Source organism: Bisbaumannia salifodinae, from assembly GCF_055388505.1.
The window spans coordinates 2,106,720-2,119,139 of the sequence record NZ_AP043781.1; the positions used below are offsets into that span (position 1 = coordinate 2,106,720).

Sequence of the window (12,420 nt, forward strand, 5' to 3'; positions counted from 1 at the left end):
CATGACAGAGACCACGACCGCGAACCCCGCCGACGAGGAATCGGCCCTTCACGCCGAGATCTATCGCCTGCTGGCCCGGCTACTGCGCCAGGCCCCGAACGGCGAGCTGCTCGACTGGCTGGGCGAACTGCAGGCGGAGGATGGCGGCCCCCTGGGACGGGCCTGGGACGGCCTCGCCGCGGCCGCCCGGCAGGCGCAGCCGACGGCCCTGGAACGGGCCCACTTTCGTCACCTGATCGGCGTGATCCAGGGCGAGGTGGTGCCCTACGCCTCCTGGTATCGCCAGGGAGAGCTGATGGACGAGGCGCTGGTCAGCCTGCGTCGCGACCTCAAGCGGCTGGGCATCGCCCGGCATGCCGACAACTCGGACCCGGAGGATCATCTGGCGGCGCTCTTCGAGTGCATGGCGATTCTTACCGAGTCACAACCCGAAGCGGCGCCGGCCTTCTTCGAGCGCCATCTGGCGCCCTGGGCCAGCGACTGCCTGCAAGACCTGGCCCGGGTCGACACCCCCTTCTATGCCCGGCTCGCCGAGCTGGGCCTGGCCTTTATGGCCCATGAGCAGGCGCGTCTCGAGCAGGCGGCCCAGCTCCAGGCCCTGCGCTGGGCCAACGCCCCCCGGTCATCCCACCACCAGAGTGAGGCCAAATCATGACTCAGCAGCGATCCGACACCCCCGTGAACCCCCGGCGCCGGCAGTTCCTCAAGACCCTCGGCGCCGGCACCGCCGCGGCCTCCGCGGTCGCCGGCCTCGGCCATGTCTCCCTGGTCCAGGCCGAGAGCGCCTCGCCGCGCACCGATGAGGCACCGCGCCGCTACCACGAGAGCGAGCATATCCGCGCCTACTACGCCACCCTGCGGGACTGAGGAGGAAGCCACCATGCGTTTGACGCCCAAGCACGCGACCCCCGAGGCCGGCGCCGGCCTCGGTATCTCCCGGCGCCAGTTCCTCAAGCGCAGCGGCGCGACCACCGGCGGCCTGGCCGCCGCCGGCCTGATGGGCGCGCCCATGATGCGCCGCGTCGATGCCGCCGAGCGCACGCCCTATTCGGACGCCCCCATCGAGACCCGGCGCACCATCTGCTCCCACTGCTCGGTGGGCTGCGGCGTCTATGCCGAGGTCCAGGAAGGGGTCTGGACCGGCCAGGAACCGGCCTTCGACCACCCCATCAGCCGCGGCGCCCACTGCGCCAAGGGCGCCTCCCTGCGCCAGCATGGCCACTCCACGCGGCGCCTCAAGTACCCCATGAAGCTGGTGGACGGCGAGTGGCAGCGCCTCTCCTGGGAGGAAGCCATCGACGAGATCGGCGACCGGGTCCTGGCCCTCACCGAGGAGCATGGCCCGGACAGCATCTACTGGCTGGGCTCGGCCAAGTTCAGCAACGAACAGGCCTACCTGATGCGCAAGTTCGCCGCCCTGGCCGGCACCAACAACACCGACCACCAGGCACGCATCTGCCACTCCACCACCGTGGCCGGGGTGGCCAACACCTGGGGCTACGGAGCGATGACCAACTCGCTCAACGATATCCAGAACAGCCGCTCCATCCTGTTTATCGGCTCCAACCCCAGCGAGGCGCATCCCGTCGCCATGCAGCATATCCTGCTGGCCAAGGAGCGCAGCCAGGCACAGATCATCGTCGTCGACCCGCGCTTCACCCGCACCGCCGCCAAGGCCAACCACTATGTGCGCATCCGCCCCGGCTCCGACGTGGCCTTTATCTGGGGCCTGCTGTGGCACATCTTCGAGAACGGCTGGGAGGATCGCGAATATATCCGCCAGCGGGTCTACGCCATGGATGAGGTACGCGCCGAGGTGGCCAACTTCCCACCGGCCGAGGTGGAGCGCATCACTGGGGTCCCCGAGGCGCAGATGCGCGACACCGCCCAACGCCTGGCCGAGAACCGCCCCGGCTGCGTGGTCTGGTGCATGGGCGGCACCCAGCACACCACCGGCAACAACAACACCCGTGCCTACTGCATCCTCGAGCTGGCGCTGGGCAATATCGGCGTCTCCGGCGGCGGCGCCAATATCTTCCGTGGCCACGACAACGTCCAGGGCGCCACCGACCTGGGCCTGATGTCCCACTCATTGCCCGGCTATTACGGCCTCGCCGAGGGCGCCTGGGCCCACTGGGCCCGGGTCTGGGACCTCGACCTGGAGTGGCTCCGGAGTCGCTTCGACCAGGCCGAGTACGCCGACGGCCAGCCCATGCATACCAACGGCATCACGGTGTCGCGCTGGGTCGACGGGGTGCTCGAGGAGGAAGAGGCGATCTCCCAGCGCACCCGGCTCAAGGCGATGTTCTACTGGGGTCATGCGGTCAACTCCCAGACCCGCGGCCCCGAGATGCAGCGCGCCATGCAGCAGCTGGAGATGATGGTCATCGTCGACCCCTACCCCACGGTGGCTGCGGTGATGCACGGGCGCAGCGACGGGGTCTACCTGCTGCCGGCGGCCACCCAGTTCGAGACCACCGGCAGCGTCACCGCCACCAACCGCTCCATTCAGTGGCGGGATCGGGTGATCGAGCCGCTCTTCGAGTCCAAGCCCGATCACGAGATCATGTACCTGCTGGCCCGCAAACTGGGCTTCGCCGAGGAGCTCTTCAAGCATATCCGCGTGGAGGGCAGCGAGCCGGTGATCGAGGACATCACCCGGGAGTTCAACCGCGGCATGTGGACCGTGGGCTACACCGGGCAGAGCCCGGAACGCCTCAAGGCCCATCAGCAGAACTGGCACACCTTCAGCTTCCGGACACTGCGCGCCGAGGGCGGCCCCGCCGACGGCGACTACTATGGCCTGCCCTGGCCCTGCTGGGGCACCGCCGAGATGAATCATCCCGGCACGCCGATCCTCTACGACACCAGCAAGCCGGTCTCCGAGGGGGGGCTGACCTTCCGCGCCCGTTTCGGCATCGAGCACAACGGCGAGAATATCCTCGCCGACGGGGTCTTCAGCCGCGGTTCGGACCTCAACGACGGCTACCCGGAGTTCACCGATCAGATGCTCAGGGACCTGGGCTGGTGGAACGAGCTGACCGCCGAGGAGCGTGCCGAGGCCGAGGGCAAGAACTGGAAGACCGACCTCTCCGGCGGCATCCAGCGGGTGGCCATCGCCCACGAGTGTGCGCCCTTCGGCAACGCCAAGGCACGCTGCAACGTCTGGACCTTCCCGGACCCCATCCCCAGGCATCGCGAGCCGCTCTACACCAGTCGTCGCGACCTGGTGGCGGACTACCCCACCTGGGACGACGTGGCCTCCCACTACCGGCTGCCGACCCTCTACAAGAGCATCCAGGACAACGACAACTCCGACCGCTACCCGATCATCCTGACCTCGGGGCGCCTGGTGGAGTACGAGGGCGGCGGCGAGGAGACCCGCTCCATGTCCTGGCTCGCCGAGCTGCAGCAGCAGATGTTCGTCGAGATCAACCCGGCGCTGGCCAATGACCTGGGGGTCGCCGACGGCGACATGGTCTGGGTGGAGGGCGCCGAGGGAGGCCGGGTGCGCGTCCAGGCCCTGGTGACCCCGCGGGTGGCCCGGGAGGTGGTCTTTATGCCCTTCCACTTCGGTGGGATGTTCCAGGGCGAGAGCCTGCATGACCGCTACCCGGAGGGCAGCGCGCCCTATGTGCTGGGCGAGGCGGCCAATACCGCCACCACCTATGGCTACGACAGCGTGACCCAGATGCAGGAGACCAAGTGCACCCTGTGTCGGATCGAGAAAGCCAGCTGATTGCCCGCGTGACAGGAGATTCCCATGGCTCAGATGAAATTCATGTGCGACGCGGAACGCTGCATCGAGTGCAACGGCTGCGTCACCGCCTGCAAGAACGCCAACGAGACCGAGTGGGGCATCCAGCGGCGGCGGGTGGTCACCCTCGATGACGGCCTGCCCGAGGAGGTCTCCATCTCGGTGGCCTGCATGCACTGCGACGATGCCCCCTGCATGGCGGTCTGCCCCACCGACTGCTTCTATCGCACCGAGGACGGCATCGTCCTGCACGACAAGGACCTGTGCATCGGCTGCGGCTACTGCCTCTATGCCTGCCCCTTCGGCGCTCCCCAGTTCCCCCAGCAGGGGGCCTTCGGCGAGCGCGGCAAGATGGACAAGTGCACCTTCTGCGCGGGTGGGCCCGCCGACTCCCCGGAGGAGGAGTACGCCAAGTACGGGGCCAACCGTATCGCCGAAGGCAAACTGCCACTGTGCGCCGAGATGTGCTCCACCAAGGCGCTGCTCGCCGGCGATGCCCAGACGGTGGCGGATATCTTCCGCCAGCGGGTGGTGCAACGCGGGCATCCCGACGGCGCCTGGTCGGACAACCCCCGGGCCAGCGTCGATGACCTGGCCTATGACGCCACCCGCCAAGGGTAAGGAGGCCCGTGATGCATATTGCCAATCCAGGCCGGCTCGCCGGCTGGCTCGCCGTCACCCTGGTGCTGGCGTTCGGCCTGCTGCTGGCCCCCGCGGTCCTGGCCCAGGAGACCGCGGACCGGGAGACCGCCACCGCCGTGGTGGGGGTGACTCCCGACACCTGGCGGCTGGTCCGTAGCGGTGAGGTGGACGCCAACTTCCGCGATAGCCGCGCCGACTCCAACTACAATCTGGTCAACGCCAGCGGCGAGGGCTGGCGCCAGTGGCGCAACCGCTGGGTCTCCCCCTTCGGGCTGATCGCCATCGGCGGCATGGCCCTGATGATCGCCATCTTCTACCTGCTGGTGGGTCGCAAGACCCTGGACGAGCCGCGCACCGGACGGCTGTTGCTGCGCTGGTCGGTGCTGACCCGAGCCCTGCACTGGAGCGTGGCCACCCTCTTTATCCTGCTGGCCCTCTCCGGGCTCAACCTGCTCTACGGCAAGTTCGTGTTCCGGCCGCTGTTCGGTGATGCCATCTGGGGCGCCATGGTCAGTGCCTCCAAGGTGGCCCATAACTACCTGGGACCGCTGTTCGGCGTCCTGCTGGTCGTGCTGCTGCTCAAGCTGCTGCGCCATAACCTGCCCAGCCGCGAGGACCTGACCTGGTTCAAGAAGGGCGGCGGCCTGACCGGCAAGGGCCACGTGGAGGCGGGCTTCGCCAACGCCGGCGAGAAGGTCTGGTACTGGCTGCTGGCCACCGCCGGGGTGGCGGTGATCCTCAGCGGCTTCGTCCTCGACTTCCCCAACTTCGGCCAGGGCCGCGACACCATGCAGTGGGCCAACCTGATCCATGCCCTGGGCGCCCTGGGGCTCACCGCCGTGGCCCTGGGGCATATCTATATCGGCACCCTGGGCACCGAGGGCTCCTTCGAGGGCATGAAGAGCGGCTACGTGGACGAGAGCTGGGCCAAGGAGCACCACAGCCTGTGGTACGAGGAGGTCAAGGAGAGCGCCGAGACGCCACCGGCTCCCGCCCAGGCTCCCCCTCCGGAAGATGGCACCCTGCCCCAACGACCGACCTGAATGGCCCCACGAAAGAGACGCAAAAGAGACCGCCCGCCGGCGGTCTCTTTTGGTATGCTGGAGTGAAAATTCCTCGAGGAGACAAGCCCATGCAACACCTGGACGATGCCACCCGCACCGAACTGGAAGCCGCCGCCTTTCGCCACCTGCTCAAGCATCTGGACCAGCACAAGGAGGTCCAGAACATCGACCTGATGATCCTCGCCGACTTCTGCCGCAACTGCCTCTCCAAGTGGCTGGTGGCCGCCGCCGAGGAACGCGGCGCCGAACTCGACTACGAGGCGGCCCGGGAATACGTCTACGGCATGCCCTACGGCGAGTGGAAGGACAAGCACCAGGCCCCTGCCACTCCCGAGCAGCTGGCCGCCCTGGAGGCCCGCCAGCAGGCCAAGAAGGAAGCCGGTCAATGAGCCAGGATCGTGACGCCTTCGTGCCCCTGCGGATCGCCGTGCTGACCGTCTCGGACACCCGCACCGCGGCCGATGATCGCAGCGGCGACGCCCTGGTGGAGCGCCTCACCGCCGCCGGCCACCAACTGGTGGAGAAGCGCATCATCGCCGACGACGTCTACCGCATTCGCGCCCAGGTGGCCGCCTGGATCGCCGAGCCCGAGGTCCAGGTGGTGCTGACCACCGGCGGCACCGGCTTCACCGGCCGCGACTCCACCCCTGAGGCGGTGGGCGTGCTGCTCGACAAGCGCATCGAGGGCTTCGGCGAGCTGTTTCGCCAGCTCTCCTACCGGGAGGTGGGCAGCTCGACCATCCAGAGTCGCTGCCTGGGCGGGCTGGCCAATGCTACCGTGGTGTTCTGCCTGCCCGGCTCCACCGGCGCCTGCCGCACCGCCTGGGACGGCATCCTCGCCGAACAGCTGGATAGCCGGCATAAGCCATGCAACTACGCCAACTTGGTGATTCCGGAGCGGGGCACCCATGGCTAAACACGCCCGGCGATGGCACAAGCCATGCCACTCTCTACCACTTCAGGCCAACCTGGTAATCCCCGGAAGAGGCACCCATGGCTAAGCTGGCCCCGATCGAGGCGGCGCTGGCGGCACTGCTGGAGGGCGTCGCGCCCCTGGAAAGCGAGCCGCTCGCGACGACGGAAGCCGCGGGCCGAGTGCTGGCCGAGCCGGTACTGGCACGCCAGGACGTGCCCGGCTTCGACAATAGCGCCATGGATGGCTATGCCCTGCGGATCGCGGATGCCGGCGAGTGCCTGCCGGTAAGCCAGCGTATCGCCGCCGGCCAGCCCGCCGAGCCCCTGGCCCCCGGTAGTTGCGCGCGAATCTTTACCGGCGGTGAGGTCCCCGAGGGCGCCGACTGCGTGGTGATGCAGGAGCGGGCCGAAGTGACCGAGGCTGGCATCCGGCTGCCCGCCGAGCTGACGCCGGGGGACAATATTCGCCGTCGCGGCCGCGATGTCGGCGCCGGCAGCGAACTGCTGCCCGCCGGCCTGCGCCTGGAGGCGGCGGCCCTGGGCCACCTGGCCGGCCAGGGCATTACCGAGGTGCGGGTCCGCCGCCGCCCCCGGGTCGCCCTGATCAATGCCGGGGATGAGGTGATCGAACCCGGCACGCCCCTGGCCCCGGGCCAGCTCTACAACTCCAATCGCCCCATGCTGACACGCCTGATCGAGCGCTTCGGCGGCGAACTGGTTCGCCTGGCCAAGGCGCCGGACGACCTCGAGGCCACCCGACGGCTGCTGATCGAGGCCGCCGAGCAGGCGGACCTGGTGATCACCACCGGCGGCGTCAGCGTCGGCGAGGAGGATCATGTCAAGCCGGCGGTGGAATCCCTGGGACGACTCGATCTGTGGCGCCTGGCGCTGCGCCCCGGCAAGCCCCTGGCCCTGGGGCGCCTGCCCCGGCCGGACGGCGGCGAGGCGCGCTTCGTCGGCCTGCCCGGCAACCCGGTCTCCGGCTATGTGGGTGCCTGGCTCTTCCTGCGTCCGCTGCTCGGCGCCCTGCTGGCCTGCCCCGCCCTGGAACGCCTCACCAGCGTCTGGGCCCGGGCCGAGTTCGCCACCCGCACCCAGGCGCGCCGCCACTATCTGCGCGTGACCCTGCGCTTCACCCCCGAGGGGCCGGTGGCCGAGGCCTTCGCCGATCAGAATTCCGGGGTGCTCTCCTCCTGCGTGATGGCCAATGCCCTGGCCGTGGTGCCGGCCCATAGCGAGGTGGTACCGGGCGATAGCCTCGAATGCCTATGGCTGCTGGAAGATAGCTAGGGGGTAGTACCTCAGGGGCGACCCAGTTCCCGCTCCAGGCGTGGCCAGAGACGGTAGAAGGCCGCCTCGAGGTGGGGATACTCCGCCTCCAGCCAGGGAGCCAACTCGGCCAGCCGATTGCCCGGTGGCAGGCGCCGCCCCAGACCCTCCAGGGCACGCTGGGTAAAGGCAAGATCGGCATAGCCGTTGAGCCAGTCCTGGTCGATCAGCACCGGCATCATCGACGCCAAGCGGGCCGGCGCCGGGCGCGCCTCCAGCAGCGCATAGCAGCGCGCCACTAGCGCCCGATGGCTGGCCTCGCCCTGGCCGTCCCGGGCCAGGAAGTGATCCCACATCAGGTCCAGGGCGATGCCGCTATAGCGCCGCAGCCCCTCCGGACTCCGGCGCCGCAGGGCCAGCAGCTCCGGGTCGCCATCGATGCGCGCATCCACGCGGCGATGGTGCTGGATCCCCGCCGCCACCGCCACGGGCCAGGCGCCGAGATCACGCCCCTTCACCCCATCGGCGATCAGGTTGCCGAAAAGGAAGTCATCGCTGCCGCGATGACCCAGCCAGGCATGACCGAGAAAGTTCATGGCGGGCCTCCGACGGGTTCGGCTAGAGGCAATTGGCGGGCTTGGGCAGGCCGGCCAGGCGGGCCGCCACCTTGGGGGGGCTCTCCGGGAAGAGACGCATCAGGTAGAGGGAGTTGCCCTTGTCGCTGCCCAGGGCCTGCCCCACCGCCTTGACCAGGGGACGCATGGCCGGCGAGGTCTCGAAGCGCGCATGGAAATCGCGCAGCACCTCGATCACCTCCCAGTGGGCCGCGGTCAGCTCGCGCCCCTCCTCGACGGCCAGGGCCTCGGCCACCGCCGGCGACCAGGCGCTCAGGTCCACCAGGTAGCCCTCCGGATCCAGGGCGACATGGTCGTCGCCCACCTCGAGATAACGACTCATTTCCGTGGTTGCCATCAGAACCAGCTCACCGACTTGTCGGCCTCCTCGCTCAGGGTCACGAAACCCTCCACATCCACCACCAGCACGCTATCGTCGCACTGCCCTTCCAGCCCCCGGGCGGCGAGGTCTTCCCGCAGCACGAAGAGCCGCCCAGCGATCTCTTCGAAATGCCGCACCAGCTGCGGCAAGGCACCCTGGACCCCATCCTCGATCAGCAACAGCCGGTCATCGGGCCCCATGGCCATCAGCGCCTGGCGATAGACCCGGCTATCCAGGGGCGAGCGGTTGAGAATATGCAGCATCATGGACGATTCCTCACCGGCTCAGAAGTTCAGTACCAAAGGATGGCGGGCCATCAAGGCCGCCACCGCCGCCGGCACGACTCGCACGGCCGGCACCGCCAGACGGTCGGCGTCGAGGCCCAGGGCATCCAGGTCCTCATCCACCGCCAGCAGGTTCTCCACCTCGTACAGCGGCAGCATCTCCAGCATCGGCAGGGTGCCCTTCTGCTCCAACGGGCCACGCTGCTGTCCCGCCGCCAGGGCCGCCACGCCCGGCCCCATAAAGAGCAGCGAGACCCGCTGCCCCAGCGCCGCCGCCACCAGGGCGGCTTCCAGTCCCTCGCGCAGCCACAGGCTGCCATGGGGGCCATGGCGCAATACTACCAGTAGATCCCCCTCGGGAAGCGTCGATTCGTGACTCATGAGGCCTCCTCAGGGGGCGAAGGTGATCAGGCGGTCGTGACTCAGGCCGGCGTCGACCAGTTGACCGAGCCCGGTCAGCTCGAAGGGGGGGGCGAGGCTGGCACCTTCCTTGCCATGGCGAGACGCCTCCCGCTCATCCAGGAGGCCCCGGCGCAAGCCGGCGGCGATGCACACCTGAAGCCGGGTGCCATGGTCGTCATGCAGGCGACGCCAGGCATCTCCCAGGTGAGGTTCATCTTGGGGCGGCGCCAGCAGCCGGGCCGCGTTGTAGACACCATCATGATAGAAGAAGACGGTCTCCAGGTGATGTCCGCGGCGAATCAACGCCTCGGCGAAGCGCAGGGCGGAGTGGGTGGCCTGATGGCTATAGGGCCCTCCCTGCACCAGCAAAGCATAACGCATGCCAATACCTCGTCTAGAAACGCCTTGGCCCCGCCGATGGCGGGGCCAAGGTCAGTAAACTCCCCGTTCGCTCAGTCGCTGCTCATGATTCCCAGCAGGGAGAGCAGGCTGACGAAGAGATTGTAGATGGAGACATAGAGGGTAATGGTGGCGAGGATGTAGTTGGTCTCGCCGGCGCGATGCACGATCTCGCTGGTCTGGTAGAGGATCGCCGCCGAAGCGAACAGCACGAAACCGGCGGAGACCATCAGCATCAGCGACGGAATCTGGAAGATCAGCCCGGCCACCATGGCCAGGATCAGCACGATGGCTCCCGCCATCAGGAAGTTGCCGAGGAAGCTGAAGTCTTTCTTGGAGACCAGCGCCACCGCGGACAGCCCGACGAAGGTCAGGCCGGTCATGGCCAGGGCATTCATCACCAGGGCCGCGCCATTGGGCAACGCCAGGTAGGCGTTGAGAATCGGACCCAGGGTGAAGCCCATGAACCCGGTGAAGGCGAAGGTGGCCAGCAGCCCCATGGCCGAGTTGGCGGTCTTGTGGACCAGGAACATCAGCCCATAGGCCCCAATAAAGAAGACGAAGATATTCATCCGCTCGATGCCCATGGACATGGCGGCCCCGGCGGTCACGGCGGAGAACAGCAGCGTCATGGCCAGCAGGCCATAGGTGTTACGCAGTACCTTGTTGGTGCTGACGGCGTGGGTCTGCGTCCGGGCGAGCCGAGAATCTTGATAGGCCATCGATCATTGCTCCCTAGGTTGTTGATCTTGCCTGTGGCCCAAGGATGCCGTCTCCCCGTCCGCGGCGCAATACCTTGGGCTAAGGGCCTGTCTCAACGACACTCCTGGCAACCATCTCGATCGTCTATTCGACCGAGGCGCAAAGCCAGCGTTCCACCAGCGCTCGCACCCCCGGCACTACCGCCTCGCCCAGGGTCTCGAGCTCGGCTTCCGAGAACCAGCCCAGCGCCCGGGCATCGTCGCCGGCCATCCCCTCCCCCCGGCGCCAGCGACAGGCCTGGGTGATCAGCACATAGTGGTGACCCGGCTCCCGAATCTCGGCGATATCCGCCACCCCCAGGGGCTCGGCCTCCACCCCGGTCTCTTCGCGAAGCTCCCGCAGGGCCCCTTCCGCCAGGCCTTCTCCCCAGTGTAGCTTGCCACCGGGCAAGGCCCAGCGCCCCGCATTGGGCTCGCGGCCTCGCTGCACCAACAGGCAGCGATCGTCACGAATCACCAGGGCCGCGACCCCCACCCGCACCCCTTCCTCGCCCATGTTCCCCTCCTTCGTCCCGGCATCCGGAGTCTGGCCCCGGGAGCCACGGGTAACGACTTGATCGCAAAAGCTTCTTGACGCGAGAAAACGGCCTGGTAATATACACCGCCGTGAGCCGGAGGGATGGCAGAGCGGTTGAATGCACCGGTCTTGAAAACCGGCGTAGGTGAGAGCCTACCCAGGGTTCGAATCCCTGTCCCTCCGCCAGATCTGAAAAAGCCCGTAAAGTCAACGACTTACGGGCTTTTTCTTTTTCCAATTTGTCCCAATCTTTTGTCCCAAAATCACCCCTCTCTGTAAGCGGTTCTGAGCCGTTTCCTGACTCAACCCTGCACCTCGGCCCTGCCTTCATACACAAAACCGCTCAGGCGAGCTTTGAGAGCATCCTGGTCGTGCTAGGTAGCCACTGTCCACGAAAACCGAAAGGCTCACCCCAAAGAAAGCCAAAACCTCCTTGCTCAATAGCCAAGGGGCGAAGCCCCGCAGTGAGTGAGCGAAGCGAACGAGAGCCCGCCAGGGCGGTAGGGTCGAAAACAAAAAAATGCCCGCGAGAGCGGGCTGGGTGTGGTTTTCAACAAAAAAATGACTTATAGAAGACTATATAAATAGGTCGTTTTGAAAAAAAGTCATTCTTCAAGTTGTTCCACAGGAAATATCACTTTTCAGAGTTTAAAGTCTTTAAAGATAGGTTTAAAGTCTTTAAACTTCTCTTTTTATGTGATATAATTAAAAAGCACTCCTGCCAGAGTGCTTTTATTTAAGGATATTGAAATCAAAAGGAGAACCTTCGTATGAAAGATTATAACATAAAAAATGAAAACGACAACAATGAAGATGAAAATACTAGTGAGGAAGATGAAAGCAATAATAAAGTAGGTGGCTTTTATCGCGGTTTTTATCTTCATGGCCAGAACAAAGGAGGATATGCTATGGGGCTAGAACAGTATGAATCAAGAATCAGGAAAAAAATAATAAAATTAAAGTCTGAAAAGAAAAATGCGACAGATGACGAGCACAAAGAAAGTATTGAAAAAGAGATTTTATTTTTAAAGACACGTCTCTTAAACAATACCGATAATGCAATATATAATTATTTAACAAATAGGGTGAGCAAGCACAATGTAGTGAATATGAACAGAGTTGAAAAAACTCAAAAAGCAATAGCCGAAAAGCTTGGGCTTAACACGACAGTTGTATCAACATCATTTAAGAAGCTTCGAGAGCTTCATGTTATTGACTTTGAAAAGCAAGGAAACAATTTCCATAAGATATTTATATCGCCCCGCATTTTATGGAAAAAAGATGTGAACTTCCACAGAAAGGTTATATGGGACTTAGATAACCTAGGGGGAAACTCTAATTTCAGGAGAGACCCGTTTGAGGTTGATCCAGATTATTTGAAGCCACCTAAAAAAAAGAAAGCGGCCTAAAGGGG

General features: G+C 65.2%; 16 protein-coding genes and 1 tRNA gene. 10 read left to right on the top strand and 7 right to left on the bottom strand.

The genetic code is table 11. The annotated features are described in order from the left end of the window. Position 1: 1 nt before the first annotated feature. The 8 genes from ACZ5EF_RS09535 to ACZ5EF_RS09570 all read left to right on the top strand — a co-directional run bounded on the left by ACZ5EF_RS09535 (position 2) and on the right by ACZ5EF_RS09570 (position 7,668). Positions 2–655 carry a TorD/DmsD family molecular chaperone gene (locus tag ACZ5EF_RS09535; protein ID WP_346062389.1) on the top strand — a complete coding sequence of 218 codons (654 nt, stop codon included), beginning with the start codon at positions 2–4 and terminating at the stop codon, positions 653–655. Further along, positions 652–867 carry a twin-arginine translocation signal domain-containing protein gene (locus ACZ5EF_RS09540; protein WP_346062388.1) on the top strand — a complete coding sequence of 72 codons (216 nt, stop codon included), beginning with the start codon at positions 652–654 and terminating at the stop codon, positions 865–867. The genes ACZ5EF_RS09535 and ACZ5EF_RS09540 overlap by 4 nt, the downstream gene beginning before the upstream one ends. Positions 868–880: 13 nt before the next feature. Then, on the top strand, positions 881–3,739 hold the full coding sequence (locus ACZ5EF_RS09545; protein WP_346062387.1) for a molybdopterin-dependent oxidoreductase: 2,859 nt from the start codon (positions 881–883) through the stop codon (positions 3,737–3,739). A gap of 24 nt (positions 3,740–3,763) precedes the next feature. After that, positions 3,764–4,378, top strand: a complete 615-nt coding sequence (gene fdh3B / locus ACZ5EF_RS09550; RefSeq protein ID WP_146801857.1) for a formate dehydrogenase FDH3 subunit beta — start codon at positions 3,764–3,766, stop codon at positions 4,376–4,378. 11 nt (positions 4,379–4,389) lie between these two features. Next, complete coding sequence (locus tag ACZ5EF_RS09555; RefSeq protein ID WP_346062386.1) at positions 4,390–5,442, top strand: formate dehydrogenase subunit gamma; 1,053 nt, start codon at positions 4,390–4,392, stop codon at positions 5,440–5,442. A gap of 89 nt (positions 5,443–5,531) precedes the next feature. Next, positions 5,532–5,852, top strand: a complete 321-nt coding sequence (locus ACZ5EF_RS09560; RefSeq protein ID WP_346062385.1) for a DUF1244 domain-containing protein — start codon at positions 5,532–5,534, stop codon at positions 5,850–5,852. Then, positions 5,849–6,379, top strand: coding sequence for a molybdenum cofactor biosynthesis protein B (moaB, locus tag ACZ5EF_RS09565; RefSeq protein WP_273668228.1), 531 nt, complete (start codon positions 5,849–5,851; stop codon positions 6,377–6,379). Before ACZ5EF_RS09560 ends, moaB begins: the two co-directional genes overlap by 4 nt. 77 nt (positions 6,380–6,456) lie before the next feature. Continuing rightward, the gene (locus ACZ5EF_RS09570; protein ID WP_346062384.1) at positions 6,457–7,668 is read left to right on the top strand and encodes a molybdopterin molybdotransferase MoeA; all 1,212 of its coding nucleotides are present in this window, start codon (positions 6,457–6,459) and stop codon (positions 7,666–7,668) included. Positions 7,669–7,679: 11 nt separating this feature from the next. Here ACZ5EF_RS09570 and ACZ5EF_RS09575 read toward each other — a convergent pair whose 3' ends face one another. The 7 genes from ACZ5EF_RS09575 to ACZ5EF_RS09605 all read right to left on the bottom strand — a co-directional run bounded on the left by ACZ5EF_RS09575 (position 7,680) and on the right by ACZ5EF_RS09605 (position 10,985). After that, a complete protein-coding gene (locus ACZ5EF_RS09575) occupies positions 7,680–8,243 on the bottom strand; it encodes an acyl carrier protein phosphodiesterase (protein ID WP_346062383.1) in 564 nt (187 codons plus the stop codon). A gap of 22 nt (positions 8,244–8,265) precedes the next feature. After that, the gene (locus tag ACZ5EF_RS09580) at positions 8,266–8,619 is read right to left on the bottom strand and encodes a TusE/DsrC/DsvC family sulfur relay protein (protein WP_346062382.1); all 354 of its coding nucleotides are present in this window, start codon (positions 8,617–8,619) and stop codon (positions 8,266–8,268) included. Further along, positions 8,619–8,909: a sulfurtransferase complex subunit TusB gene (gene tusB / locus ACZ5EF_RS09585; RefSeq protein ID WP_346062381.1), complete on the bottom strand. Its 291-nt coding sequence runs from the start codon at positions 8,907–8,909 to the stop codon at positions 8,619–8,621. Before tusB ends, ACZ5EF_RS09580 begins: the two co-directional genes overlap by 1 nt. 18 nt (positions 8,910–8,927) lie before the next feature. Beyond that, the gene (locus ACZ5EF_RS09590; protein ID WP_346062380.1) at positions 8,928–9,308 is read right to left on the bottom strand and encodes a DsrE family protein; all 381 of its coding nucleotides are present in this window, start codon (positions 9,306–9,308) and stop codon (positions 8,928–8,930) included. 9 nt (positions 9,309–9,317) lie between these two features. Beyond that, entirely contained in the window at positions 9,318–9,710 is a 393-nt protein-coding gene (gene tusD, locus ACZ5EF_RS09595; protein ID WP_346062379.1) for a sulfurtransferase complex subunit TusD, read from the bottom strand. Positions 9,711–9,781: 71 nt separating this feature from the next. Beyond that, the gene (locus ACZ5EF_RS09600) at positions 9,782–10,450 is read right to left on the bottom strand and encodes a Bax inhibitor-1/YccA family protein (RefSeq protein ID WP_346062378.1); all 669 of its coding nucleotides are present in this window, start codon (positions 10,448–10,450) and stop codon (positions 9,782–9,784) included. A 124-nt stretch (positions 10,451–10,574) separates the two neighbouring features. Then, the gene (locus ACZ5EF_RS09605) at positions 10,575–10,985 is read right to left on the bottom strand and encodes an NUDIX hydrolase (protein WP_346062377.1); all 411 of its coding nucleotides are present in this window, start codon (positions 10,983–10,985) and stop codon (positions 10,575–10,577) included. A 117-nt stretch (positions 10,986–11,102) separates the two neighbouring features. Between ACZ5EF_RS09605 and ACZ5EF_RS09610 the strand changes: the two genes are divergently transcribed. Next, a tRNA-Ser gene (locus ACZ5EF_RS09610) sits at positions 11,103–11,192 on the top strand. 584 nt (positions 11,193–11,776) lie between these two features. Continuing rightward, positions 11,777–12,415: a hypothetical protein gene (locus ACZ5EF_RS09615; protein ID WP_346062376.1), complete on the top strand. Its 639-nt coding sequence runs from the start codon at positions 11,777–11,779 to the stop codon at positions 12,413–12,415. The last annotated feature ends 5 nt before the right edge of the window (positions 12,416–12,420 follow it).

Coding starts and splice junctions, on each gene's coding strand:
- ACZ5EF_RS09560 (WP_346062385.1), top strand. CDS start 5,532: ATGCAACACCTGGACGATGCCACCCGCACCGAACTGGAAGCCGCCGCC.
- ACZ5EF_RS09570 (WP_346062384.1), top strand. CDS start 6,457: ATGGCTAAGCTGGCCCCGATCGAGGCGGCGCTGGCGGCACTGCTGGAG.
- ACZ5EF_RS09545 (WP_346062387.1), top strand. CDS start 881: ATGCGTTTGACGCCCAAGCACGCGACCCCCGAGGCCGGCGCCGGCCTC.
- ACZ5EF_RS09580 (WP_346062382.1), bottom strand. CDS start 8,619: ATGGCAACCACGGAAATGAGTCGTTATCTCGAGGTGGGCGACGACCAT.
- ACZ5EF_RS09600 (WP_346062378.1), bottom strand. CDS start 10,450: ATGGCCTATCAAGATTCTCGGCTCGCCCGGACGCAGACCCACGCCGTC.
- moaB (WP_273668228.1), top strand. CDS start 5,849: ATGAGCCAGGATCGTGACGCCTTCGTGCCCCTGCGGATCGCCGTGCTG.
- fdh3B (WP_146801857.1), top strand. CDS start 3,764: ATGGCTCAGATGAAATTCATGTGCGACGCGGAACGCTGCATCGAGTGC.
- ACZ5EF_RS09615 (WP_346062376.1), top strand. CDS start 11,777: ATGAAAGATTATAACATAAAAAATGAAAACGACAACAATGAAGATGAA.
- tusD (WP_346062379.1), bottom strand. CDS start 9,710: ATGCGTTATGCTTTGCTGGTGCAGGGAGGGCCCTATAGCCATCAGGCC.
- ACZ5EF_RS09575 (WP_346062383.1), bottom strand. CDS start 8,243: ATGAACTTTCTCGGTCATGCCTGGCTGGGTCATCGCGGCAGCGATGAC.
- tusB (WP_346062381.1), bottom strand. CDS start 8,909: ATGATGCTGCATATTCTCAACCGCTCGCCCCTGGATAGCCGGGTCTAT.
- ACZ5EF_RS09555 (WP_346062386.1), top strand. CDS start 4,390: ATGCATATTGCCAATCCAGGCCGGCTCGCCGGCTGGCTCGCCGTCACC.
- ACZ5EF_RS09540 (WP_346062388.1), top strand. CDS start 652: ATGACTCAGCAGCGATCCGACACCCCCGTGAACCCCCGGCGCCGGCAG.
- ACZ5EF_RS09590 (WP_346062380.1), bottom strand. CDS start 9,308: ATGAGTCACGAATCGACGCTTCCCGAGGGGGATCTACTGGTAGTATTG.
- ACZ5EF_RS09535 (WP_346062389.1), top strand. CDS start 2: ATGACAGAGACCACGACCGCGAACCCCGCCGACGAGGAATCGGCCCTT.
- ACZ5EF_RS09605 (WP_346062377.1), bottom strand. CDS start 10,985: ATGGGCGAGGAAGGGGTGCGGGTGGGGGTCGCGGCCCTGGTGATTCGT.